Origin of the sequence: Ornithinibacillus californiensis (assembly GCF_001038485.1) — a bacterium.
Lineage (GTDB): Bacteria > Bacillota > Bacilli > Bacillales > Amphibacillaceae > Ornithinibacillus > Ornithinibacillus californiensis.
In genome coordinates this window covers 25,916-51,807 of record NZ_LDUE01000015.1, presented here as the reverse complement: position 1 = coordinate 51,807, position 25,892 = coordinate 25,916, and the positions used below count along the sequence as shown (strand labels likewise).

The following is a 25,892-nucleotide window of genomic DNA, read 5'->3' as shown; positions in this document are numbered from 1 at the left end:
CCTTTAATTGTTTTTGGAAAAGTCTATTATTTATCCGTTTTTATTCCATAACGGAAATAGTAATAATCGTGTTAACACATATAAATTTAACAATCCATATAAAGGATATAAGATACTTACTAACGTTGAAAATCCAAGTGTTGTTAATGGTATCATTGTAGCTAAAATCGCCGCAACAAGCAACCAAAATGGTAGTTTAAAGTACCCAGCTAATCTAGTTGTAATTCCTAGTACGCCAGACGCAGCTGTTGTAAAAATAGCAAACCATAATAAGATAGACATAAATAATACCATATAGAATGGATAGTTACTTAATATAGCGAATAGCGGTATTTCAAAGACTATTATTTCTTCAGCAATTTGAATGAGACTATTATTGTAGACATAGGTTACAATACCTAGCGTTAGTCCACTTCCGATACTTGCTATCCATATCTCTTGTTTTGACGTAACTTTATCGCCAACCGCCCCTAGTACAGCTATTAATGGTAGAATATTGAGCGCTGTAAACGGAAATGCAGATGGCCAGTTATGCTGCTCCCGCCAATGCGAAAACAAGTGAAGATTTTGATCATGAATAAAGGTAAGGAGCACATAAAGCAAACCAAAAATAAGGATGGGTAATATAATCTGGTTAATCGATAGTAACCCACTAATGTCCTTCAAAAATAGTAGGACTAACATGATAGCAATAAAGGCAATCCCCCACCAGTATGGAAAGTTAAACGCTTGTCCTGTTGCACCACTGCCTGACATCATCACAACGGTTGTCGTATAGAGATATACAAATATCATCACATCATAAAATGGAGATAGTTTTTTTCCGACGATTTCTTTTAAAACTGGTCGATATTCAGTTGAAGATTTTTTATAACTAATCGTCATAATTACATTGCAGGACATCACAAAGAATATGACAAACAACACAATAGCTAGTCCACTCCCATGGCCAAAAAACTCCCACAGTTCCCTACCTGATGCATATCCTGCTCCTATGGTTGTCCCAATAATAAGAAACATCCACTTAAATCCTGATTTCCACATTGCTTCTCCTCCAATTATGTATCTAGGTATTAGAAGTATACTTATCTAATTTAGATTCTTTAGCTGACTGAACTGCATTTTAACCGCATAAAATTACTAACTTCCTTATGTATAAAATCAAAATCGAATCCGTATACTAATAACAATATGTTAGCGGAGGAGAACCTATGAATCTAAAGAGTCGTTTATCGCAAAAAAACGAAACGATTAGAATGTTACATACCGATAAAGATTTAATTCCATCCATGAGTGAACACATTTCGTCCTGGTTACCATCTATACCAAAAGAATATGTTGTTGTTTGTGTCGGAACAGATCGTTCAACTGGGGACTCCTTAGGGCCATTAACAGGTACCTACTTAATGGATAAGAAACTAAGACATATGACGGTATACGGTACGCTCCATGACCCTGTACATGCGACAAATTTAGAGGATTATATAAAGTTAATAAACAAACAGCATAAGAATGCGTTTATCATTGCTGTTGATGCTTGCTTGGGTAAAACTAGTTCCGTTGGGCAAGTGATTGCTTGTGAAGGAGCACTTCAACCTGGGGCAGCATTAAACAAACCCCTTCCTCCGGTCGGTGATGTTCATATTACTGGGGTTGTAAATATAAGTGGATTTATGGAGTATTCTGTCTTGCAAAATACTAGGCTTTCGATTGTGGTAGAAATGGCAAAGAAAATCGCCAATGTTGTAGACGCTATTGATCAGAAACTTACATCGAGCTATGTCACGCCGGCAGTACTCATGCCATCTATCAAAAAAGAGCCCATATAAAAAGAGAGGAGTCCAATCTTCACGGATCCTCTCTTTTTTCTAAAATAATTGATAGATATAATAGACTATCCCCACCGTTACGATTGATGGTAATAGGTTTCCAATTCTAATTTGGACAATTTTTAACATATTCAGCCCGATAGCAACAATAAGTAAGCCACCTACTGCCGTTAATTCTACAATTAAACCGTTTAGGAAATAGTCTGGAATCCAACGTTCAATCTGAGTTGCCAATAGCGCAATTGAGCCTTGATATAACATCACAGGGATTACTGATAAAGCAACACCAAATCCGAGCGTTGTTGTTAAAACAAGAGCCACAAAGCCATCCAGTATCCCCTTGGTAATTAATATTTCATGGTCACCTCGTATGCCACTGTCTAGCGCACCGATAATTGCCATTGCTCCGACTACGAAAATTAGTGATGCTGTGACAAAACCTTGTGATACGGAGCTATTGTTTTTCTTCGTTTTAAACTTACTTCCGATCCAATCACCGAACTGATTCAACTTGTGCTCTACATTAAGTAACTCCCCTATGATAGCACCAGATAAGAGACTTAATAACACAACAATAATGACTTCTGTTGTAAACGCCATTTGCAATCCAATTAGCACGACAGCTAGTCCAATTCCATGCATTACTGTTTCCTTGTAGCGCTCTGGTATTCTAGTAAATAACAACCCAAGCAAACTACCAATAATAATTAGTCCACCATTAACTAACGTTCCATATAAAGCCATATCTCGATACCCTCTCTCCTGCTGTATACTCTACTAAACTGTTCTTTTTCTCGTAAATGTTTCACGTGAAACAATTTCATGTGAACTAATGATACTATGTATGGAACACCTTTGTCTATATGTGTTTTAAAAAATAAAAAAGACTGTAAGTTATTCGCCTCACAGTCCTTCCATTTCAGATTATTAACCTTCTAATACTTCAATAATTCGTTCCAGGTCATCATCTGTATAAAATTCAATTTCAATTTTCCCTTTTCGTTTGCCTCGTTGGATAGTAACTGCAGTTCCTAACCTATCTCGCAATACAGATTCGCGCTCTTGTAGGAAAATATCCTTTTTCGGTTTTGCCTTTTTCTTAACAGGTCTTTCGTTCAAAGCAATAATTATCTTTTCAACTTGTCTTACGTTAAGCTTTTCATTGCGGATCTTATTCACTAAAGGAAGTAAATTATCTTTATCTTTTAAACCGAGTAGTGCTCGTCCATGACCCATTGATAACTCACCATTATTAATATAAGCAATGACTTGATCTGGGAGTCCTAGCAATCTTACCATATTCGCAATATGTGAGCGGCTTTTCCCAAGACGTTTAGATAATTCCTCTTGCGTAATGTTTAATTCTTTCATCAGGTTAGCATAAGCTTGCCCCTCTTCAATCGGAGATAAATCCTCACGTTGAAGGTTTTCAAGCAGAGCTAATTCCATCATCTTCTCATCCGTCAGGTCCTTAACTATCGCAGGTACTTCTGTTAGTCCAGCCTCTTTCGCAGCTCGAAAACGTCTTTCACCTACAACAATCTCAAAACCTTTAATACTCTTACGGACAATTAGTGGCTGAATAATACCGAATTCTAAAATAGACTCTTTTAGCTCTTCGATAGCATCCGTATGAAACGTCTTTCTTGGCTGATAAGGATTCGGCCTGCAATCCTTAATCGGCAATTGTTGAACAACATCATCATCTTTTTCCTTAATTTCAGGGAAAAATGCATCTAGTCCTCTACCCAACCCTCGTGCCATTAGCCATCACTTCCTTCGCCAATTCAAGATATACTTCTGCACCTTTAGATTTTGGATCATACGTAATAATCGGTTGTCCATGACTCGGTGCTTCACCTAATCGTACATTTCTTGGAATAATAGAATTATAGACTTTATCTTGGAAGTATTTTTTCACTTCTTCTATCACTTGAAGACCTAGATTTGTTCTTGCGTCAAGCATTGTAAGGAGTACACCCTCTATCATTAACTCTTTGTTTAAGTGCTTTTGCACTAAACGAATCGTATTTAATAGTTGGCTTAATCCCTCTAACGCATAGTATTCACATTGAACAGGAATCAACACTGTATCGGAAGAGGTCAATGCGTTTAATGTTAGAAGCCCAAGTGAAGGAGGACAATCTATAATAATATAATCATAGTTATCACGTACTTCATCTAATGCTTTTTTTAATCGAATTTCACGAGAGATTGTTGGTACTAGTTCTATTTCTGCACCTGCTAGTTGAATCGTTGCAGGTATAATATCAAGATTTTCTACAGTTGTGGGTACACAAACCTCACGAGCTGGAAGATCTTCCACTAGTACATTATAAATACATTTATCCATATCTGCTTTATTTATTCCAACGCCGCTAGTCGCGTTTCCTTGTGGATCTATGTCTACTAACAACACTTTGTTCCCTAAGTATGCTAAGCAGGCACTTAGATTAACTGATGAAGTTGTTTTCCCTACGCCACCCTTCTGGTTAGCGATGGACATAATCTTCCCCATATTTTCACCTACCTAAAACAATATACTATTTATTTTATCACTTTTTCAGATGGAATAACTATTAAATTTACTATTTTTTATCGAAATGAAATATATTGTACTATTTTACTAGTAAATTGACATAAATTGAGTGGAATATAGCACATAAAAATCCCCATCTCTAAAGATGGGGGCTGTAATTATTTTTTCTTCGGTATTTTTATTGTAATTTGATAGTAATCATCTAAGTCCTGCTCATCCGATTCGATATCAATACCAGTATCAGAAACCATGCTCAACGACTGTCTAATCGTATTCATCGCTATACGGATGTCCTTGTTAACACCTTTTAGCTTCGGTTTCTTCTTTTTCGGCTTCTCTTTTGTTTCATTTATATTATCGATTCGCTCTTCCGTTTGTTTTACGTTTAGATCATGTTCCAAAATCTCTTGTAGAAGCTTCAGTTGAATCGCTTCATCTTTTAATTTAATTAACGCTCTAGCATGTCTTTCGGTAATCTGTTTCTGTAAAAGCGCTTCTTGCACTGGTTCTGGTAATTTTAATAGACGAAGCTTATTCGCAATGGTTGATTGATTTTTACCAAGGCGTTGTGCCAGTGCTTCCTGTGTCAAACCTTGTAATTCAAGAAGTCTAGCATATGCCATCGCTTCCTCAATCACAGTCAGTTCTTCACGTTGTAAGTTCTCAATTAACGCTACAGAAGCTGTTTGTGTATCATTCATATCACGAATGATTGCAGATACATTATCCCAACCTAGTAATTGAACAGCTCGCCATCTACGTTCCCCTGCAATTATCTCATAGCTGTTTTCCTCAATCTTACGGACAACGATTGGTTGGATAATACCATGTGTATTTATTGTTTTCGCAAGTTCTTCTATCTTTTCCTCATTAAAAACAGATCTTGGTTGATACCTATTTGGCTGAATTTGTATGACTGGAAGCTGTATAACTTCATCTGGATGATAGGCCTCTTCCTCAACTACTTCATTGTCTTTTTCGCCAATACCAAAAATACGGTTAAATGGACTTACCACCATCAGACACCACCTTTTATCTTAGTAAGATAGACTAATAGATTTGTATCTCTATCATTCTGAATTTCTCTCTATTATAAAATGTTTCACGTGAAACATTTTTGCTAGATATGTAAATAGATACCCATATCAACTAAACGAAATCTATTATATTTTACCATAGAAATAGCGTTAAGCCTATTTTATCACATCATGGAGAGCTTGGACATGTGCTATTTTCTCATTCGACAAAAAAACAGGAAAAGTACTATTTTTCCCTGTTCATTCGCGGTTTTATTCAATTGGTTCTTTGTTAGGTGTACCTGGCTTGCGAGGGTATTTCTTTGGTGTTTGCCTCTTTTTCGTAATGACTACAATAGAACGCTCACTATTTTCTTCTGGTAATGTAAATGTATGGGTAGAGTCTATTTCTCCCCCTAACACTTGAACCGCAGTTTTTCCAGTTTGTAGTTCATCCTTTGCCTGAGCACCCTTCATCGCAATAAACACACCGTTTTTCTTCGCAAGTGGAAGGCATAGTTCACTTAGTACTGACATTCTGGCTACTGCTCTCGCCATTACTGTATCAAATGACTCGCGGAATTTGCTATTTTTACCGAATGTTTCTGCTCGGTCATGATAAAATGCAACATCGGTCAATTCTAGCTCGGTCGCAAGGTGATTTAGAAAACCAATACGCTTTTGTAATGAGTCTACGATCGTTACCTTTAGATGCGGGAAACATATTTTTAATGGAAGACTAGGAAAGCCTGCACCAGCACCTACATCACAAATATGCTGCTTCTTCGTAAAATCATGGTACAAAGCCGCTGAAATCGAATCATAAAAATGCTTTAAATAGACATCTTCTTCCGCAGTTAGCGCAGTTAGATTTATTTTTTCATTCCATTCCACTAGTGTTTCGAAATAGATGCTAAATTGTTCTAACTGCCTGTCCGTTAGTAAGATGCCCTTCTTTTCTAATTCAGCTGCAAATTGAGTTGGATTCATAGATAAATAACTCCTTTTTAGCTTTATGTATAGATAGGGGTCAGACCCCCTATTAGATCTGACCCCTAAAAGGTATTAATTCGCTACCTTTGCAATTCTTCCTTGTTCAATATAAATCAGTAGAATCGATATATCTGCTGGGTTTACACCAGAAATACGTGATGCTTGCCCAACGGACAAAGGACGAACTAATTGTAGCTTTTGTCTTGCTTCTGTTGCAAGGCCACTTATTGCATCGTAATCAAGATCTTCTGGAATCTTCTTGTCTTCCATCTTCTTCATACGTTCCACTTGTTCATTCGCCTTTTTAATATACCCCTCGTACTTAATTTGTATTTCAACTTGTTCTTTTACATCAGCTGATAGTCCTTCATTCGATTCGATGACTGAGTCAATCTTATCGTAATTTAACTCGGGACGCTTGAGTAAATCATAAGCTTTCATTGGCTCTCGTAATGCCGTAGCATTTGCACTTTCAAGCATTGCTTGCACTTCAGGAGTAGGCTTAATGGTAACTTTACGTAGTCTAGCCTTTTCTTCCTCAACTAGTTGCTTTTTCTTTTCAAACTGTTCATAACGTTCTTCAGAAATCAGCCCTAATTCATGACCGATATCCGTTAAACGAAGATCGGCATTATCGTGACGTAATAATAGACGATATTCCGCACGTGATGTTAATAGACGGTATGGTTCTTTTGTTCCCTTTGTTACAAGGTCATCGATTAATACACCAATATAAGCTTGAGAACGGTCTAAAATAACTGGTTCTTTTCCGAGAACTTTTGCTGCCGCATTAATACCAGCCATGATTCCTTGAGCAGCTGCTTCTTCATAACCAGAAGTACCGTTTATTTGACCAGCCGTAAATAATCCAGGAATTTTCTTTAGCTCTAAAGTTGGCCAAAGTTGTGTTGGCACTACTGCATCATATTCAATTGCATAACCTGGACGCATCATTTCTGCTTTTTCTAGGCCAGGTATAGAACGAAGTATTTTATGTTGAACAGACTCTGGTAAGGAAGTAGACAAGCCTTGTACATACACTTCTTCTGTATCTCTTCCCTCTGGCTCTAAGAAGATTTGATGACGTGGTTTATCATTAAAACGCACAATTTTATCTTCTATTGAAGGACAGTAGCGTGGGCCAGTACCACGTTTTGCACCAGAATACATCGCAGAAAGTCCTAAGTTTTCATTAATAACTTGGTGTGTGAATTCATTTGTATATGTTAACCAACATGGAATTTGGTCCATAATGAATTCTTTTGTCTCATAGGAAAAACCTTGAGGCTTATCATCACCAGGTTGAATTTCTGTTTTTGAGTAATCAATCGTATGACTGTTTACACGTGGTGGTGTACCAGTTTTAAAACGAGTTAATTCAATTCCTAGTTCTTCTAGGTTCTCAGAAAGCTTAACGGAAGTACGTTGGTTGTTTGGACCACTTTCGTATTCTAGGTCTCCCATGAGAACTTTACCACGCATGAATGTTCCTGTTGTAATAATTACTGTTTCTGCTTGGTATAGTGCTCCTGTTTCAGTAATTACTCCCTTACATATACCATCTTCAACAAAGATTTTATCGACCATTCCTTGACGAATTGTAAGATTTTCTTGATTTTCTAATGTTTGTTTCATTTCTTTTATATAAATCGGCTTATCCGCTTGTGCACGTAATGCTTGAACAGCAGGGCCTTTTCCTGTGTTTAGCATACGCATTTGGATATAGCTTTTATCGATGGTTTTTGCCATTTCGCCACCTAAGGCATCAATTTCACGTACGACGATACCTTTTGCTGGGCCACCTACTGATGGGTTACATGGCATGAAAGCGATCATGTCTAGGTTTAGTGTTAGCATTAGGGTTTTTGCGCCCATTCTTGCTGCTGCAAGACCTGCTTCTACACCGGCATGACCTGCACCGATAACAATCGTGTCAAAACGCCCTGCATCATATACCATAATGTTCATTCCTTTCTTATTTTCATTTATATTCTATAAAAAGTATAATTAATGACTGGAACCGCGGTTGGAATACACTCCGCTTTCCACGGGGTGAACGGTGAGCCTCCTCGGACTTCGTCCTGCGGGGTCTCACCCTGCTCACTATTCCCGTAGGAGTCTCCGTGTATTCCAACCGCTCAGTGCAACTTTCAAAAATTAATAATAACATGGTATAACTATACTTAAAACATCATTTTAAAATATTATTTCCCTAAACAGAACTGTGAAAACAGTTGATCTATTAGGCTGTCGCTTGCTGTGTCGCCGATGATTTCGCCTAGGAATTCCCATGTTCTGGTTACGTCGATTTGGACGATGTCTAGGGGCATTCCTAGTTCTAGGGCTTCCATGGCGTCTTCTAGTGCTTGTTTGGCTTGTTTTAGTAGTTGGATGTGTCTTACGTTGGATACGTAGGTTAGGTCGCCTGTGTCGATATCTCCTGCAAAGAAGGATTTTGCGATGGCGGACTCTAGTTCATCGATTCCTTCTTCTTTTAATAAAGAAGTGGAAACGATGGTACGATCCCCTACTAATTCTTTCACTTGCTCAATATCTAACTTCTGTTCTAAGTCTGTTTTATTAATAATAACGATATATTCTAGACCTTTTACTGCTTCAAAAAGTCGTAAGTCTTCTTCTGATAACTCTTCATTATGATTCAATACTAACAGAATGAGATCCGCTTCTTTCAACGCCTGTCGAGAACGCTCTACACCAATTCGTTCTACAATATCTTCTGTTTCACGAATTCCTGCTGTGTCCACTAATCGTAATGGAATACCTCTAACATTGACATATTCCTCAATAATATCTCTTGTTGTACCTGGAATATCGGTAACAATAGCTTTATTTTCCTGCACTAACGCATTCAATAAGGAGGATTTACCCACGTTTGGACGACCAATGATGGCAGTTGCAATTCCCTCGCGTAGTATCTTCCCTTGTTTTGCCACACTAAGAAGCTCCTCAATCTCTGCATGAACTTCCTTCGTCTTTTGACGCATCATATCCTGTGACATTTCTTCTACATCATCATATTCCGGGTAATCGATATTTACCTCAACATGTGCAACAGTTTCCAGTAGTGATTGTCGGTACTTTTTAATTAAAGCAGACAAACGACCATCCATTTGCTTTAGAGCAACATTCATTGCTTTATCTGTCTTCGCACGAATCAAATCCATTACCGCTTCTGCTTGGGATAAATCGATTCTCCCATTTAAAAATGCACGCTTCGTAAATTCACCTGGCTCTGCTAACCTTGCACCCTGACTCAATATGATTTCCAATACACGATTAACCGACACTAATCCACCGTGACAATTGATTTCTACTACATCTTCACGGGTAAACGTTTTTGGCCCACGCATTACCGTTACCATTACTTCTTCCGCAACCTCATTGGTTACTGGATCAATAATTTTACCATAATGAATCGTATGGGAATCTACCTTCTCTAACTCTTTTCCTTTATATATCTTCGAAGTTATTCCGATCGCATCTTTTCCACTTAAACGAACAATCGAAATTGCACCCTCACCTATTGGCGTAGAAATCGCCGTAATTGTGTCTGTCTCAAACATTTTTTCACCTCCACTTTTCACTTTCAATCTATATAAAAACCTACATTTTTATCCACATTTTATAGCAACGGAAATTTTACCGTCACTAACTTAATAGATTAACACAAATCAAACCAAAAATAAACTTATCCACAAGAATAAATATATTTTTGTACTTTCTGAACTTATTCACATGTGGATAAGTTTATCTATGCCAACTTTATTAGTTATGCACAATTATGTTTCCATATTACTTTAAATATAAGAAAAGAACCTCAACCCATACGATTGAAGTTCCTTTCTATTATGTAATCTAATTCAATTCTTCTCCAAATGCTTCTTTCACTAACCGATCAAAACTAGTAAGATCCTTTAGCATCTCTAATTCCTCAGACTCTGGTAACCGATTTACAATCTCCACCCAATTAGCCATTTGTTCTTTTTCTGTTAGCTCTAGGAATTCCGTATCCAAGCTTGGAAGGACGTCCCGTACGATGGAATATTCATTATATATTTCCTCTGTTGCCTGAAACAATTCCTCTACATTTCTATCCGAAAGTGCAGATTCTACGTGAGTTAAACGGTAACTGAAGTACATGAGAAATAAATCATTAGGTATGGCGTACAACTCGTAATCTTCCCCATATGGACTGTATTTCTCCATATAAGCGAGTTTCTCATCCGCGTGCCATATTTCCTGTTTAAGACTGTATACATTTGCTGAAATACTAATTAAGTCTGGTTCTGCTTTATTCCTCTCCGCTAGAATATGATCTAACCGATACTGCATTTTCCAGAAGTGACCATAAAAATGATTAACACTTGATTCATAATCCTGTTGCTGCCTTTCTTTATAATCCGTTACTTTAACAAACAAATAGATATTACATATCAGCGAAACAATTAGTATGACGGCTATTATCCTTTTGCTATACTTTTTCATGAAAAGTCCCTACTTTCCCCGAGTGAATACGTTATACTTTTCCATCGTATCATAACTATTCAGTCAATTAAATGATATAAAAAAAGACTACAAACGGAAATCACTCCAATTTGTAGTCACTATCATCTAATCTAAATCTCCACCATGATAACTCTTCAACTCACCCTGCTCATCTAACTGATCAATCTTTGCTTCCACAGTTCCCTCTGTATAGGCATCTGTCGCTTGTTCGTGTGTTATCGCCAAACCTTTTTCTACTTCATTACTACTTTTATATCCTGAAACATCATAATTCTTCTCTGCTACTTCCTTCGCATTTTCAAGCTCTTTTTTATCTTTACTCAACACAATCTTCCTTCCTTAATGGATTAGCCCTAAAATAGCCTCCAGATCCTTTTTTAACTGATTCATATCAGCCTCACGCAACAGTATCGGGATCTGATCATTTACAGTAATATAACAAGAATCCGTCTGTTCATCTAAATAAGTAGCCATTTTTACTAGCTTGTCCAAGGATAAAGATGACGCTGTGGAGATATTTTTCACCTGCGTTAAATAAAAGCTATTCTCTTCAATCTCGCCTTGAAAAACCGCTCCATTAAATGGTTCCACATGTCATTCTCCTTTTAAGTAAAAGCATTATTAGTTAGTATGGAACCGATTGTTGAAAACATACAAAAAAGACCCCTGGATTACCTCCAGAGGTCTTTCAAATTACGGCTTAATGACTACATGGCGATGTGGTTCTACGCCATCAGAGTATGTTGAGATGTCTTTTTTATCTTGTAAGACACTGTGTATGATTTTACGTTCATAGGCTGGCATTGGCTCTAGCGCAACTTTTTTATTAATGCGTTTTGCTTTGTCTGCCATTCGTAATGCCAATCCTTCCAGTGTTTCTTTACGACGGCCACGATAACCTTCTGCATCAAGCGTAACCGTGTAATACTGGTTACCTTCTTTGTTAACCACTAAATGGGTTAAATATTGCAGTGCATTTAAGGTTTGGCCACGTTTTCCAATTAGAAGTGCAATTTTTTCGCCAGTTAAATCAAATGTTATATGATTATTCTCAACAGTAGTAGTTACTTCTGCTTCAACATTCATTTTGTTAACGACGTTTTTTACAAACTTTTCAGCTTCTTGGATTGGATTGTTAGCTAACCGTACTTTCACGATCGCGCGTTTAGCTCCAAAGATACCTAGAATTCCTTTTTTGCCTTCATCAATAATATCGACCTGAACCTGGTCCCTCGATGTGTTTAACTGCTCTAAAGCTGATTGGACCGCTTCATCAACTGTTTGTCCAGTAGCAGTTACTTCTCTCACTTTTTGTCTCCCCCAGTTTTCGCATCCTTATCCTTCATCATAGGCTTACGAATGAAAATGGTTTGTGCAATCATAAATAAGTTACCAATTACCCAGTAAAGTGCAAGTGCAGCTGGGAACATGAATGCAAACACAGTGATCATAATTGGCATCATGTAAAGCATTACTGTCATTTGTGGGTTATTTGCTGCAGGACTACCTGCCATCATTAACTTCTGCTGTAACCATGTTGTAATCCCAGCGATAAATGGAAGAATGAAGTCCTTCTCATCTAGCGGGAACCATAGGAATGAGTGACCATCAATTGCTTGTGTACGCATAATCGCGTGATAAATTCCTAATAAAATCGGCATTTGAACGAAAATTGGTAAACATCCAGCAAGTGGGTTAACCCCATGCTTTTGGAATAAAGCCATAGTTTCTTGCTGTAATTTCTGCTGTGTATTTGCGTCCTTTGAGCTATATTTTGCCTGTAGCTCTTTTAATTCTGGTTGAATATCTTGCATTGCTTTGGAACTTCTTAATTGTTTAATATTTAGTGGTAGTAATGCCGTACGAATGATTACGGTCACTATAATAATCGATAATCCATAATTCTCATTAAATAAATCGGCAAAGTACATAATTAACCATGATAAAGGATAAACGAAATATGTATTCCAGATACCTTCACTCTCTGATGTGATTGGCTGTTCAATCTCCGTACAACCTGACAGGAACACAACCAATCCTATTAGTAATGCTATAAATAATAACTTCTTACGCAACATCTGCTCCTCCTAACTAGTCCATACAAAAAATCACGTTCCTATTAAAACCTAGTCATGCCCGTATAAAACATATTTTACAATAAACAAGCACTAGATTCTATTCTAATCTTAACGTTCTTTATCTTTTCAACAGCTTTTCCTTCGACAATAAGTGCGTTAAGCTTTTCTTAATGTCAAAAAAGCCAAGATCTTTCGTTGGTTGTCTAGCAATTATTATCATATCATAATTAGGCAGGATACCATCTTCGAGTTCATGAAATGCTTGACGTAAATAGCGTTTAATTCTATTTCGAACAACCGCATTCCCTATTTTTTTACCAACCGATAAACCAATTCGAAAATGTTCCTGATTTTCTTTCTTCATATAATAAATAACTAATTGCCTATTCGCAAAGGACTTACCTTTTTTAAAGATAGCTTGAAAATCTTCATTGTCCTTTACACGATACTCTTTCTTCATTTTTCATCACCTAACAAAAGCCCTGATTCCCGAAGTTACATTATGTAAAAAAAGCAGGTGGGCCTTTTATCCATTTTGAACCACTGCTTTAAAGTTTATTCTATATAAATTATGGTTTTTCCTCACACATTTCTATTTCTTGCGTGAAAAAAGACCACTGATTTTTCAGTGGCCTATGCAGATAATACTTTTCTTCCTTTTTGACGACGACGAGCTAAAACTTTACGGCCGTTTTTTGTGCTCATACGTGCGCGGAAACCATGTACCTTTTTACGTTTACGGTTATTTGGTTGAAACGTTCTTTTCATTTATGTTGCACCTCCCCGAGGGATCTAGTTTCTTTAGAAAAACCTCACATTCATCATAATAGCGAATGGGTTCGTTTTTTCCTAAGTTACAGGCTTTTCTACCTGCCAAAAATATCATCCATAAGACATTCCATGTAATTATACTGAAAAAAGTACGCAACGTCAACTTTCGATTTAAGAAAAAGTTATAATATCTTTTCTATCTACTACGCAGCTATTTTCATTCCTTCATAAAAAACCTTCTTGATCACACTTTTTACAACTCATGAGAAATTATAACTTTTTCCACACAGAATTTCTACAGACAATAATTTCCTTCATGTTAGCTTTTCTAACAAAGAAAAAATCCATTTAGATTCCTTAAATTTAATTATCCACATACCCTGTTCATCGTTTTTCCGCACATTTTTCATATCCACAGTATTTGTCGACAAGATAATCACAAAATATGGTGGTGTGAATAAAAATTGTCTACAATAGATGGATATTGTGGATAAGTGTCGAAAAACCGTTGCAGAACTAGACTTTTTTTGGTATCATTATTGTGTTTTAACATGTTAATAAGTATCTCTATATAAAAACTTATACACAATTTGTGGATATCCTGTGGACAATTATTCACAATATGTTTTTAACCTTATCCACAAATAGTTTACATCTGCGAATAACTCTTTTCAATACCTATTAGATATACTTGAAACTATCCACAGCAGTACTTAACTATTTTCTATAGTTTTACTAAAAAAATAATAGATTACTTACCTTTCCATCTTTATGAAGCGACTTATAAAAATATGCAATAAAGATAGAGAGAGGTTTTTTATTCTTATTTTGGCAAATCTATTATCGTAACTTGAAGGGGGGGAATGAGTTGGAAAACATCCATGATTTATGGAGGGCCACTCTTGAAAAGATAGAGGAAAAAATAAGTAAACCAAGCTTTGATACCTGGCTAAAAGATACGAAGGCTGAGACGTTGGAAGGTAATACACTAACTATTTCAGCGCCAAATGAATTTGCAAGAGATTGGTTAGAAGAACAATACTCCCAGTTAATTCAAAAAGTATTATTAGAAGTTACAGGATCCAAGCTGAATTTGAAACTGATTGTTTTAGATACTGTCATTGAAGAAGATATAAAACCAAAGCCAAAACCGAAGCCAACGATAAATGAGACACATGATGGAAAAACGATGCTTAATCCAAAGTATACATTTGATACGTTTGTTATTGGATCGGGAAACCGTTTTGCACATGCCGCATCACTTGCGGTAGCAGAAGCTCCGGCAAAAGCATATAATCCCCTATTTATATATGGTGGAGTTGGATTAGGTAAAACACACTTAATGCATGCGATTGGCCATTACGTGCTAGAACATAACAAAAATGCGAAAGTCGTTTATCTTTCTTCCGAAAAATTCACCAATGAATTTATCGATGCCATTATGGAAAATAAAACAACGAACTTCCGTAATAAATACCGAAGTGTTGATGTTCTATTAATAGATGATATTCAGTTTATTGCTGGCAAGGAATCAACGCAGGAAGAGTTTTTCCATACATTTAATGCACTTCATGAGGAAAATAAACAAATTATTATCTCGAGTGATCGCCCACCGAAGGAAATACCTACGTTGGAAGATCGACTTCGTTCGCGTTTTGAGTGGGGATTAATTACTGATATTACTCCTCCAGATTTAGAAACGCGGATTGCAATTCTAACTAAGAAAGCAAAAGCAGAAGGCCTGGATATACCAAATGAGGTCATGCTTTATATTGCGAATCAAATTGATACGAATATTCGTGAACTAGAAGGTGCATTAATTCGTGTTGTTGCGTATTCATCACTTGTTAATCAAGATATCGATGCGTCACTAGCTGCTGATGCGTTAAAAGATATTATTCCGAATAGCAAACCGCGTGTCATTACGATACCAGCAATCATGGAGGTCGTTGGTGAAAAATATCAAATTAAAAAAGATGACTTCCTAGCTAAAAAACGTACCAAGTCCATTGCCTTCCCACGACAAATCGCCATGTATTTATCAAGGGAATTAACTGATTTTTCATTGCCAAAAATCGGGGAGGAATTTGGTGGCCGTGACCATACTACAGTCATCCATGCCCACGAAAAAATTGCAGGTATGATTGAAAGTGACTCACTTTTTGCTAGAGAAATTGATGAAATTAAACAACAGCTACAATCTCTTTAAACGTTATCCACCTGTTAATAACGGGGATAATAGGTGCAAACTTACGAACAGATTATGCACATGTGGATAACTATATACTTTCTGGGGTTGAAGGGCTTATCCACATATTCACAGCCCCTATTACTATTATTACTATAAATTCTTTATAAAAATAATAAATATATAGAACTTCCATTGGAGGATTTTTTCATGAAATTTACGATTCAGCGTGATCAATTAATTGATAGTGTACAAGATGTAATGAAAGCAATATCTTCAAGAACAGCAATTCCAATTCTTACTGGAATGAAAATCGAAGCGAAACCACACGGGATTACATTAACTGGTAGTGATTCCGATATTTCAATTGAATCTTATATTCCAGCGGAAGAAGAAGGAATGGTAAACGTAGAAAATATTGAAGAAGGTAGTATTGTTTTACATGCAAAGTATTTTCCTGACATTGTACGTAAATTACCAGAACAACATGTAGAAATCGAAGCAGATGAAAACTTACAAGTAACGATCCGTTCAGGAAAAGCAGAATTTAACCTAAACGGTCAGGATGCGGATGAGTATCCACAATTACCGAAGCTACAAACGGATGATAGCTTTGAGTTACCAACAGATATTCTAAAAAGCTTAATTAAACAAACGGTATTCGCTGTTTCTTCTATGGAAACTCGCCCAATCTTAACAGGGGTTAACTTAACATTAGCGGATAGCAAACTATCATTTACGGCAACAGATAGTCACCGCTTAGCTTCTAGAGAAGTTCCAGTAAATGCAACCAATGTACAATTCCAAAGCATTGTCGTTCCAGGTAAAAGCTTGAATGAGTTAAATAAAATATTGGATGATACGGAAGAAACGGTTGAAATTAGTGTGACGAACAACCAAATCCTTTTCCGTACGAAACATTTAAACTTCTTATCTAGAATTCTTGATGGTAATTACCCTGAAACTTCTAGGTTAATCCCAGAACAAAGTAAAACAGTGCTTCATGTAAAAACAAGAGATCTAATCAGCAGTATCGATCGTGCATCCCTACTAGCTAGAGAAGAACGTAATAATGTTGTTAAATTAACAACGATGGATCAAAACGTTGTCGAGATTACAAGTAATTCACCAGAGGTAGGACATGTATCCGAAGAATTAACGGTACAATCCATCGAAGGAGAAGAACTAAAAATCTCATTCAGCTCCAAATACATGCTAGATGCATTAAAAGTAATGGATGTAGACGCAGTAAAAATCGACTTCACCGGCGCCATGAGACCATTCATCATCCGCCCAGAAAACGACCCATCCATGCTACAGTTGATTCTACCTGTACGAACTTATTAAGATTTTTAATGTATTTTTACTGATACTTTTAACGTAAGAATAGCTTTCTTACCATAACCGCAGCCAGTATACACTCCGCTTTCCGCGGGCGGCTGGTGAGCCTCCTCGTGCTAACGCACTGCGGGGTCTCACCGATGCCTTTTCTCCCGCAGGAGTCTCCGTGTATACTGGCTGCTCTGAGGGTTGCCCCAATAAGTATTTCTTTTAAAATAGGATTTATAGATTATTAATTATTAACTACAAAAATAAAATAATATAATTCAATTCTTACACTTAGCGGTCTGAAGACACGGAGACTCCTACGGGAGAAGTGGACAGGGTGAGACCCCGCAGGACGAAGTCCGAGGAGGCTCACCGTTCACCCCGTGGAAAGCGTAGTGTATTCAGACCGCGGTTCTGGCCAGAAAGCAAAAAAGACTTTTATCACTTGGATTAATGATAAAAGTCTTTTTTCATACCCATAAAAAGCATTTACACCCCCATACAAACGATTTAAAACCAATTTAGGGGTATTACCTTTCCTTAATGGGAAAACTTTAGTAAAATAGTAATAAGCGATTATTTCAAATAAACGACAAAAAGCTGGTGATTACATTGCATAACCCGATCGAAATCAATACCGAATACATCACGCTAGGCCAATTCATCAAACTGATCAATATTCTAGAATCAGGTGGCATGGTAAAAGCATTCTTACAAGAACAAGGTGCAGTCGTTAATGGCGAATTAGAACACCGTCGTGGAAGAAAGCTTTACCCAGACGATGTTGTTGAAATTGAGGGTGCTGGATCTTTTATTGTTGTTAAAAAAGATTAGTTCCTAAATGAGGAATTTACATGCATATTGAAGAATTAAAATTAACAAATTACCGTAACTACCAAGATTTGGAGATGACGTTTGCGAATAAAGTAAATGTGATCATTGGTGAAAATGCTCAAGGGAAAACTAATCTGATGGAAGCAATCTACCTCCTTGCATTCACAAAATCCCACCGTACGTCAAAAGAAAAAGAATTAATCCGTTGGGACGAAGATTATGCTAAAATAGAGGGTAGAGTTAAAAAACGAAATCAGTCAATACCACTAGAAATTGTAATATCTGCAAAAGGGAAAAAAGCAAAGCTTAACCACTTAGAACAAAGAAAATTAAGTGATTATATTGGAAATTTAAATGTGGTCATGTTTGCTCCAGAAGACCTGACGTTAGTCAAAGGACCTCCACAAATTCGACGAAGATTTATCGACATGGAATTAGGGCAAATTCAACCTCGATATATCTATCATCTCGGTCAGTTTCAAAAAGTATTAAAACAACGAAACCATCTGCTTAAGCAAATGCAAAAAAACCGAAACATGGACCGAGTGATGCTTGGAGTGCTTACGGAGCAGTTAATTGAACATGCGAGCACAATTTTAGAACGCCGTTTTGCCTTTCTAGATTTACTCAGAAAGTGGGCCAATCCGATTCATCATGGCATCAGTCATGAGTTAGAAGAGCTAGAGATTGTATATTCCCCATCTGTGGAAGTATTAGAAAGTGCAACTAAGGAAAAAATAGAAAGTAGTTATCAAGAAAAATTCAATCAAATTATAGAAAAAGAGATTGAGCGAGGTACAACACTATCTGGACCACATCGGGACGACATTATTTTCTATGTCAATGGTAAAAATGTTCAAACGTATGGTTCACAAGGTCAGCAGCGGACAACCGCATTGTCTTTAAAGCTTGCTGAAATAGATCTCATATACAGTGAAGTAGGCGAATATCCCATTCTCCTACTCGATGACGTGTTAAGCGAACTAGATGATTTCAGACAATCACATCTTTTAAATACCATTCAAGGCAAAGTACAAACCTTTGTCTCCACAACAAGCGTAGATGGAATTCATCATGAAACCTTAGAAAAAGCAGATATTTTCAAAGTTCATAATGGAAAAGTCACCTATTAAATAAATGGGCTGTTCTCCTAGAAAATGTCTCTTTGTAAGAGATGTAGATCACAGGAATTTCCACGGAGCAGCCAGTATACACGAAGACTCCTGCGGGAGGAATGGCATCGGTGAGACCCCGCAGTGCGTTAGCACGAGGAGGCTCACCAGCCACCCGCGGAAAGCGAAGTGTATACTGGCTGCGGACTAGGAGAGAAAACAAAAAAACAGTCTAATATATTTTATGTGACATGGTGGGGGATACAATTTGTTCATTCATATAGGTAACAGCAACGTCATCCGGTCAAAAGATATTATTTCAATCATCGACTATAATATCATTTCGTCCTCCTCCATCATGGAGGAAATGATGACAGCAAACAAAGATAAAATCATAGGACCTAAAGAAGATACCAAATCAGTAGTAATAACGAATAATCAGTTATATTTAAGCACACTGTCTGTTGCAACACTAAAAAAACGGGCCAGTATCATGTCGACGATAAGTAGACTTGATGATTATTCAAATGAACTAAATCTTGAATAATTAGAATGTAGGTGGAAAAATGGCAATGGAAGAAAACGTAAGAACAGAAGAATCATATAATGCCGATCAGATACAAGTATTAGAAGGTTTAGAAGCGGTACGAAAACGACCTGGTATGTATATTGGATCTACCAGTTCTAAGGGATTACACCACTTAGTGTGGGAAATCGTAGATAACAGTATTGACGAAGCACTTGCTGGTCACTGTGACCATATTCAAGTAATCATTGAAGAAGATAATAGTATTACAGTTAAAGATAACGGCCGTGGAATTCCTGTCGATATCCAAAAGAAAACTGGTTTACCTGCAGTAGAAGTTATTATGACTGTCTTGCATGCTGGAGGTAAATTCGGCGGTGGCGGATACAAAGTATCTGGGGGTCTACATGGTGTAGGTGCTTCTGTAGTTAACGCCCTTTCTACTAATTTAGATGTCTATGTTCACCGTGATGGCAAAGTGCATCATATTGGATTTGCACGTGGTGCGAAAGTAAAAGAATTAGAGGTTATTGGTGAAACAAATCGTACAGGTACAACAGTTCACTTTACGCCAGATCCAGAAATCTTCACAGAAACAACTGAGTATGAATTAGACATACTTGTTCAACGTGTTCGCGAACTAGCATTTTTAAATAAAGGGATTCGTATTTCCATTGAGGATAAACGTACAGGTGAAGAGCCACAATCATTCCACTACGAAGGTGGAATTAAGGAATATGTAGAATTTATTAACCGCAATAAGGAAGTATTGCACGAATCTTTCTATGCAGAAGGCGATGATCAAGGAATCATTGTTGAAGTAGCGATTCAATATAACGAAGGATTCAATAGTAGCATCTACTCGTTTGCGAACAACATTCATACGTATGAAGGTGGAACACATGAGTCTGGTTTTAAGACCGGTTTAACTCGTGTTATTAATGATTATGCACGTAAAAGTAACCTGATGAAGGAAAATGAAACGAATTTAACTGGTGACGATGTACGTGAAGGAATTACAGCAATCGTTTCCGTTAAGCATCCAGATCCACAATTTGAAGGACAAACGAAAACGAAGCTAGGTAATAGTGAAGTTCGTGCAATTACGGATTCTGTATTTAGTGAAATGTTTTCTAAATTCTTATACGAAAATCCTTCAATAGGTAAAACTATTGTTGAAAAAGGGTTAATGGCCTCTCGTGCTCGAGCTGCTGCTAAAAAGGCTCGTGATCTAACACGTAGAAAGAGTGCTTTAGAAATCTCTAACCTACCTGGTAAGCTTGCTGACTGTTCCTCTAAAGATGCAACAATCAGTGAACTATACATCGTAGAGGGTGACTCTGCGGGTGGTTCTGCAAAACAAGGTAGAGATAGACATTTCCAAGCGATTTTACCATTAAGAGGTAAAATTCTTAACGTAGAGAAGGCACGTCTAGACCGTATCTTATCGAATAATGAAGTACGCTCGATGATTACGGCGATGGGTACTGGTATTGGTGCTGACTTTGATATTTCAAAAGCTAGATATCATAAGATTGTTATCATGACAGATGCCGACGTCGATGGTGCACATATTCGTACCTTACTATTAACGTTCTTTTATCGTTTTATGCGTCCATTACTTGAACATGGTTATATTTACATTGCACAACCACCTCTTTATAAGGTGCAACAAGGTAAAGTGGTTCACTATGTATATGATGACAAAGGACTTGATAAAGTTTTAGCAGAGTTACCGGAAGTACCTAAACCTGGCCTACAGCGCTATAAAGGTCTTGGGGAAATGAACGCGGAACAGCTCTGGGAAACAACCATGGATCCAGATAATCGAACATTGCTTCAAGTGGGATTAAATGATGCTATTGAAGCTGATCAAGTTTTTGATATGTTAATGGGGGACAAGGTTGAACCTCGTCGCCAATTCATTGAAGAAAATGCGCAATACGTGAAGAATCTAGATATCTAAACATCGAACGAAAATGGAATAAATAACAGAAAAGCGTGATGTCGCTTTTCGTAAATGTCTGGTAGTCGTATAGGCTGCCTTTAGACATTATCAGGAGGTTTAAAATCTATGGCGGATCAGGAACGTCAAAGTGTACAAGAAATTAATATAAGCCAGGAAGTACGTACTTCCTTTTTAGACTATGCGATGAGTGTAATCGTCTCTCGTGCATTACCAGATGTCAGAGACGGAATGAAGCCTGTACATCGAAGAATATTATATGCAATGAATGATTTAGGTATGCATTCCGATAAAGCATATAAAAAATCTGCCCGTATCGTTGGGGAAGTTATTGGTAAGTATCACCCACACGGTGACTCAGCAGTTTATGAAGCAATGGTACGTATGGCACAACCATTTAGTTATCGTAATCCGTTAGTAGATGGTCATGGAAACTTCGGATCAGTAGATGGTGACTCTGCTGCGGCGATGCGTTACACAGAAGCTAGAATGTCTAAGCTTTCCATGGAATTACTCCGTGATATTAATAAAGATACCATTGACTATCAAGATAACTACGATGGCTCAGAAAGAGAACCAGTAGTATTCCCTGCTCGATTCCCTAACCTTTTAGTGAACGGGGCTTCTGGGATTGCGGTAGGTATGGCAACCAATATACCCCCACATAACCTAGGGGAAACCATTGATGCAGTACTTGCTTTAAGTAAAAATCCAGAAATTACAATCGATGATATCATGGAAAACTATTTACCAGGTCCAGATTTTCCAACAGCTGGTCTTATTCTAGGACGAAGCGGTATACGTAGAGCATATGAAACTGGTAAAGGCTCTGTTACGGTTCGAGCAAAAGTAGAGATTGAAGAACAAAGCAATGGTAAATCAACCATTCTCGTAACAGAGCTTCCATATCAAGTGAACAAGGCGAAGTTGATTGAAAAGATTGCCGAGCTTGTTCGTGATAAGCGTATTGAAGGTATCACGGATTTACGTGATGAATCAGACCGTAATGGTATGCGTATTGTTATGGAATTACGTCGTGACGTGAATGCGAATGTTTTACTAAATAATTTATATAAATTTACATCATTACAAACCACTTTTGGTGTGAATACGTTAGCACTTGTTAACGGCATACCAAAGGTACTAAATATTAAAGAATGTCTTTATCATTATCTCGAGCATCAAAAGGTAATCATTAGACGCCGTACGGAATTCGAATTAAGAAAAGCGGAAGCAAGAGCACATATTCTAGAAGGTCTACGGATTGCACTAGATCATCTTGATGAAGTTATTGCATTAATTCGTGGTTCAAAGACAGCGGATGTTGCGCGTGAAGGATTAATGACACGCTTCAACTTGTCTGAAAAACAAGCACAAGCTATCTTAGATATGCGACTGCAACGTTTAACAGGCTTAGAGCGTGAAAAAATTGAAAATGAATACAATGAATTACAAAAGCTTATCGAAGAATTAAAATCAGTTCTAGCTAATGAAGAAAAGGTACTAGAAATCATTCGTACAGAGTTAATCGAAATCAAAGAAAAATATGGTGATAAACGTCGTACGGAGATTACCGTAGGCGGAGCTGACTTCTTCGAGGATGAAGACTTAATTCCAGAAGAAAATATCGTAATTACACTAACACATAAAGGCTATATCAAACGTCTTCCATCTTCTACATACCGTGTTCAAAAACGAGGTGGACGTGGTATTCAAGGTATGGGTACCAATGAGGATGACTTTGTAGAACATTTAGTATCCACATCCACCCATGACACCATTCTCTTCTTTACGAATAAAGGGAAAGTGTACAAGGTGAAGGGGTATGAGATTCCAGAATTTAGCCGTACTGCAAAAGGGCTTCCAATAATTAATCTTCTTCAAATTGAAAAAGGCGAGTGGATTAATGCAGTTATCTCTGTCAGCGAATTTAGTGAAGACTGGAACTTCGTCTTTACAACGAGCCATGGTATCACGAAACGTACAAGTCTATCGCAATTTGCCAATATCCGTAAAGGTGGATTAATCGCCCTAGGATTACGCGAAGATGATGAGTTAATTTCTGTTCGTCTAACGGATGGAACGAAGCATATTATGATTGCAACGAAACATGGTTATTTAATTCGTTTCCCTGAGGACCAAGTACGATTAATGGGAAGAACGGCAGCAGGTGTACGCGGTATTTCCCTACGTGACGATGATGAAGTGGTATCAATGGAGATCCTTGAAGAAGGATTACAGATTCTTCATGTTACAAATAAAGGTATCGGTAAACGTACGCCAGAAGATCAATACCGCATTACAAACCGTGGTGGTAAAGGGATCTTCACTGCCAAACTTTCAGAAGAAACAGGAGAAATTGTCTCTGTAAAAGCTGTTACTGGTGATGAAGATATTATGCTTATCACAGCAGCAGGCGTCTTAATCCGAATTCCAGTAGAAGGCATCTCACAAACTGGAAGAAACACACGAGGCGTCCGCCTAATACGCCTACAAGAAGGCGAAGAAGTAGCAACCGTCGCAAAAATCGAACGAGACGAAGAAGAAGAAACAGATACAGAAGTAGATACAGAAAATCTAAATCAAGAAGAGCAAAACGAAGCTACAGAAATAGAAACAGAAGATGAATAAGTACCAGTAGGTTTAGAAGGGTGAAGAGTTTAAATCAAGGTACAACTGACAGGGCAGTGAGACTGGGAAAAATAATGTCTTTATCTCAAAGACGATTGATGCGCTAACTAGCTCTGGAAATATACGGAGACTCCTGCGGGAAAAAAGGCATCGGTGAGACCCCGGTGATGCACCTGCGTCTGCAAGCATCGCTTCGAAGCAGGCTTCCTCGGTGCAAGGCTGCAAAGAAGGTTACTCAAGTAGTAGCCTGGCTCACCAGCCGCCCGCGGCAAGGCAGACACTGCGAGGTCTTTTCGAGCAGATGTCGCCCCTGTGCTGGAAGTAAAAGCGCAGTATATTTCCAGAGCGGGTATTACGCAGTAAAAATAGGTTCGTATTAGTCCCGGTTTCATTACTTTGTCACCTTATTCATCAAAGGGAGGGAATAACATGCGTGTTTCACCATCTCAATTAGTTCCTGGTTGTGTTCTCCTACGTGACGTCAAAGGAAAAACAAATCGACCAATCATCCCACAAAAGACCGTATTAACAGAAAAACACATCACCTTTTTACATAAATTTTTAATCGAACAAGTAGATGTATCCGAAAAACTAAATGATGGTGAGCAGTTTAAGCCCAAATCTGTCGAAGCAAAAGAAAAAGAGAAGACAGAAACCCCTCATGTAGAATCGAACCTTGTTTTATCAGATTTACCCTTTAAAGATCATTACTATCATGTCGTTACCGAATACAAAAAGCTATTTGAAACATGGAGAAATAATCTTCCTATCGATATACTTGCTGTTCGTAACCTCATCTTACCGTTAATTGATCGAATGGATGATATCGGTTCAGCAGTCTATACGCTTCACCGGTATGCGAACAAAGTTGATTACTTCTACCATCATAGTGTCTCTGTCTCTATTCTTAGTGCTTATTTAGGTAAGAAAATGGGACATCAAAAAGGGGAATGGTATCAAATTGGTTTAGCTGGGCTATTAAGTGATGCGGGTATGGCAAGGTTAGGTTCCTTTGCATTTAAAAAAGAAGGCACACTAACGAATGAGGAAAAACTAGAAATAAGGAATCATCCAACTTACTCCTATCGAATGGTGGAAAACATTCCCTCGATTCCATATACCGTAAAATTAGCTGTACTCCAGCACCATGAACGATTTGATGGAAGCGGCTATCCATTAGGATTGTCACAGGAAAAGATCCATGGATTTGCTAGAATTATCTCTGTTTGTGATATTTACCATGCGATGACTAGTGAGCGAATGTATCGTAAAAAGCAATCTCCATTCCAGGTGATTGAAGAGCTTCAAAAGGAACAGTTCAGCAAGCTCGATCCAAGAGTTGTACAAGTATTTATCGATGCCATTGCGAATTTCTCTATTGGCACTAAAGTACTTCTATCCTCGAATCAAGTTGGTGAAATTGTTTTTATTGATCAGAAGCAACCGACTAGACCAATCGTAAGGCTAGATAATGGTGAGATTATTACGTTATCTAACCATCATAATCTCCATATCGATGAAATAATATAGAGGGACAGTCCCCTAATTACGCT

At 37.6% G+C, this 25,892-nt stretch carries 24 protein-coding genes; 9 read left to right on the top strand and 15 right to left on the bottom strand.

Going from position 1 to position 25,892, the window contains the following annotated elements; all coding sequences use genetic code 11:
- Window positions 1–30 precede the first annotated feature (30 nt).
- Window positions 31–1,044: a YkvI family membrane protein gene (locus TE34_RS03540; RefSeq protein WP_047983452.1), complete on the bottom strand. Its 1,014-nt coding sequence runs from the start codon at window positions 1,042–1,044 to the stop codon at window positions 31–33.
- 167 nt (window positions 1,045–1,211) lie between these two features.
- On the opposite strand from TE34_RS03540, the gene yyaC reads away from it, so the two are divergent.
- The gene (gene yyaC, locus TE34_RS03535) at window positions 1,212–1,829 is read left to right on the top strand and encodes a spore protease YyaC (RefSeq protein ID WP_047983451.1); all 618 of its coding nucleotides are present in this window, start codon (window positions 1,212–1,214) and stop codon (window positions 1,827–1,829) included.
- Between the two features lie 39 nt (window positions 1,830–1,868).
- On the opposite strand, the gene TE34_RS03530 is transcribed toward yyaC, so the two are convergent.
- From TE34_RS03530 to rpmH, 14 genes are all read right to left on the bottom strand, one after another.
- Window positions 1,869–2,573 carry a DUF554 domain-containing protein gene (locus tag TE34_RS03530; protein WP_047983450.1) on the bottom strand — a complete coding sequence of 235 codons (705 nt, stop codon included), beginning with the start codon at window positions 2,571–2,573 and terminating at the stop codon, window positions 1,869–1,871.
- 183 nt (window positions 2,574–2,756) lie between these two features.
- Complete coding sequence (locus TE34_RS03525) at window positions 2,757–3,593, bottom strand: ParB/RepB/Spo0J family partition protein (RefSeq protein WP_047983449.1); 837 nt, start codon at window positions 3,591–3,593, stop codon at window positions 2,757–2,759.
- A complete protein-coding gene (locus tag TE34_RS03520; RefSeq protein WP_047983448.1) occupies window positions 3,574–4,347 on the bottom strand; it encodes a ParA family protein in 774 nt (257 codons plus the stop codon). The genes TE34_RS03525 and TE34_RS03520 overlap by 20 nt, the downstream gene beginning before the upstream one ends.
- 179 nt (window positions 4,348–4,526) lie before the next feature.
- Window positions 4,527–5,384, bottom strand: a complete 858-nt coding sequence (gene noc, locus TE34_RS03515) for a nucleoid occlusion protein (RefSeq protein WP_047983507.1) — start codon at window positions 5,382–5,384, stop codon at window positions 4,527–4,529.
- Between the two features lie 273 nt (window positions 5,385–5,657).
- The gene (gene rsmG / locus TE34_RS03510; RefSeq protein ID WP_047983447.1) at window positions 5,658–6,374 is read right to left on the bottom strand and encodes a 16S rRNA (guanine(527)-N(7))-methyltransferase RsmG; all 717 of its coding nucleotides are present in this window, start codon (window positions 6,372–6,374) and stop codon (window positions 5,658–5,660) included.
- A 75-nt stretch (window positions 6,375–6,449) separates the two neighbouring features.
- The gene (gene mnmG / locus TE34_RS03505; RefSeq protein ID WP_047983446.1) at window positions 6,450–8,336 is read right to left on the bottom strand and encodes a tRNA uridine-5-carboxymethylaminomethyl(34) synthesis enzyme MnmG; all 1,887 of its coding nucleotides are present in this window, start codon (window positions 8,334–8,336) and stop codon (window positions 6,450–6,452) included.
- A 245-nt stretch (window positions 8,337–8,581) separates the two neighbouring features.
- Complete coding sequence (mnmE, locus tag TE34_RS03500) at window positions 8,582–9,961, bottom strand: tRNA uridine-5-carboxymethylaminomethyl(34) synthesis GTPase MnmE (RefSeq protein ID WP_047983445.1); 1,380 nt, start codon at window positions 9,959–9,961, stop codon at window positions 8,582–8,584.
- A 292-nt stretch (window positions 9,962–10,253) separates the two neighbouring features.
- Complete coding sequence (locus tag TE34_RS03495) at window positions 10,254–10,883, bottom strand: hypothetical protein (protein ID WP_047983444.1); 630 nt, start codon at window positions 10,881–10,883, stop codon at window positions 10,254–10,256.
- Between the two features lie 126 nt (window positions 10,884–11,009).
- A complete protein-coding gene (locus TE34_RS03490; protein WP_047983506.1) occupies window positions 11,010–11,228 on the bottom strand; it encodes a YozQ family protein in 219 nt (72 codons plus the stop codon).
- 15 nt (window positions 11,229–11,243) lie between these two features.
- Window positions 11,244–11,495: a hypothetical protein gene (locus TE34_RS03485; RefSeq protein ID WP_047983443.1), complete on the bottom strand. Its 252-nt coding sequence runs from the start codon at window positions 11,493–11,495 to the stop codon at window positions 11,244–11,246.
- Between the two features lie 102 nt (window positions 11,496–11,597).
- A complete protein-coding gene (gene jag, locus TE34_RS03480; protein ID WP_047983442.1) occupies window positions 11,598–12,212 on the bottom strand; it encodes an RNA-binding cell elongation regulator Jag/EloR in 615 nt (204 codons plus the stop codon).
- Window positions 12,209–12,982: a YidC family membrane integrase SpoIIIJ gene (spoIIIJ, locus tag TE34_RS03475; protein WP_201777668.1), complete on the bottom strand. Its 774-nt coding sequence runs from the start codon at window positions 12,980–12,982 to the stop codon at window positions 12,209–12,211. The genes jag and spoIIIJ overlap by 4 nt, the downstream gene beginning before the upstream one ends.
- 118 nt (window positions 12,983–13,100) lie before the next feature.
- On the bottom strand, window positions 13,101–13,442 hold the full coding sequence (gene rnpA, locus TE34_RS03470) for a ribonuclease P protein component (protein ID WP_047983440.1): 342 nt from the start codon (window positions 13,440–13,442) through the stop codon (window positions 13,101–13,103).
- Window positions 13,443–13,615: 173 nt separating this feature from the next.
- On the bottom strand, window positions 13,616–13,750 hold the full coding sequence (rpmH, locus tag TE34_RS03465) for a 50S ribosomal protein L34 (RefSeq protein ID WP_035724279.1): 135 nt from the start codon (window positions 13,748–13,750) through the stop codon (window positions 13,616–13,618).
- An 871-nt stretch (window positions 13,751–14,621) separates the two neighbouring features.
- Here rpmH and dnaA point away from each other — a divergent pair.
- From dnaA to TE34_RS03425, 8 genes are all read left to right on the top strand, one after another.
- Complete coding sequence (gene dnaA, locus TE34_RS03460) at window positions 14,622–15,962, top strand: chromosomal replication initiator protein DnaA (protein ID WP_047983439.1); 1,341 nt, start codon at window positions 14,622–14,624, stop codon at window positions 15,960–15,962.
- Window positions 15,963–16,151: 189 nt separating this feature from the next.
- Window positions 16,152–17,288 carry a DNA polymerase III subunit beta gene (dnaN, locus tag TE34_RS03455; protein ID WP_047983438.1) on the top strand — a complete coding sequence of 379 codons (1,137 nt, stop codon included), beginning with the start codon at window positions 16,152–16,154 and terminating at the stop codon, window positions 17,286–17,288.
- A 594-nt stretch (window positions 17,289–17,882) separates the two neighbouring features.
- Window positions 17,883–18,104: a S4 domain-containing protein YaaA gene (gene yaaA / locus TE34_RS03450; protein WP_047983437.1), complete on the top strand. Its 222-nt coding sequence runs from the start codon at window positions 17,883–17,885 to the stop codon at window positions 18,102–18,104.
- 20 nt (window positions 18,105–18,124) lie between these two features.
- The gene (recF, locus tag TE34_RS03445) at window positions 18,125–19,237 is read left to right on the top strand and encodes a DNA replication/repair protein RecF (RefSeq protein WP_047983436.1); all 1,113 of its coding nucleotides are present in this window, start codon (window positions 18,125–18,127) and stop codon (window positions 19,235–19,237) included.
- Window positions 19,238–19,484: 247 nt separating this feature from the next.
- Complete coding sequence (gene remB / locus TE34_RS03440; protein WP_047983435.1) at window positions 19,485–19,763, top strand: extracellular matrix regulator RemB; 279 nt, start codon at window positions 19,485–19,487, stop codon at window positions 19,761–19,763.
- 19 nt (window positions 19,764–19,782) lie between these two features.
- Complete coding sequence (gene gyrB, locus TE34_RS03435; RefSeq protein WP_047983434.1) at window positions 19,783–21,708, top strand: DNA topoisomerase (ATP-hydrolyzing) subunit B; 1,926 nt, start codon at window positions 19,783–19,785, stop codon at window positions 21,706–21,708.
- Window positions 21,709–21,816: 108 nt separating this feature from the next.
- Window positions 21,817–24,339, top strand: a complete 2,523-nt coding sequence (gyrA, locus tag TE34_RS03430; protein ID WP_047983433.1) for a DNA gyrase subunit A — start codon at window positions 21,817–21,819, stop codon at window positions 24,337–24,339.
- Window positions 24,340–24,768: 429 nt separating this feature from the next.
- Complete coding sequence (locus TE34_RS03425; RefSeq protein ID WP_047983432.1) at window positions 24,769–25,869, top strand: HD-GYP domain-containing protein; 1,101 nt, start codon at window positions 24,769–24,771, stop codon at window positions 25,867–25,869.
- Window positions 25,870–25,892: the final 23 nt, after the last annotated feature.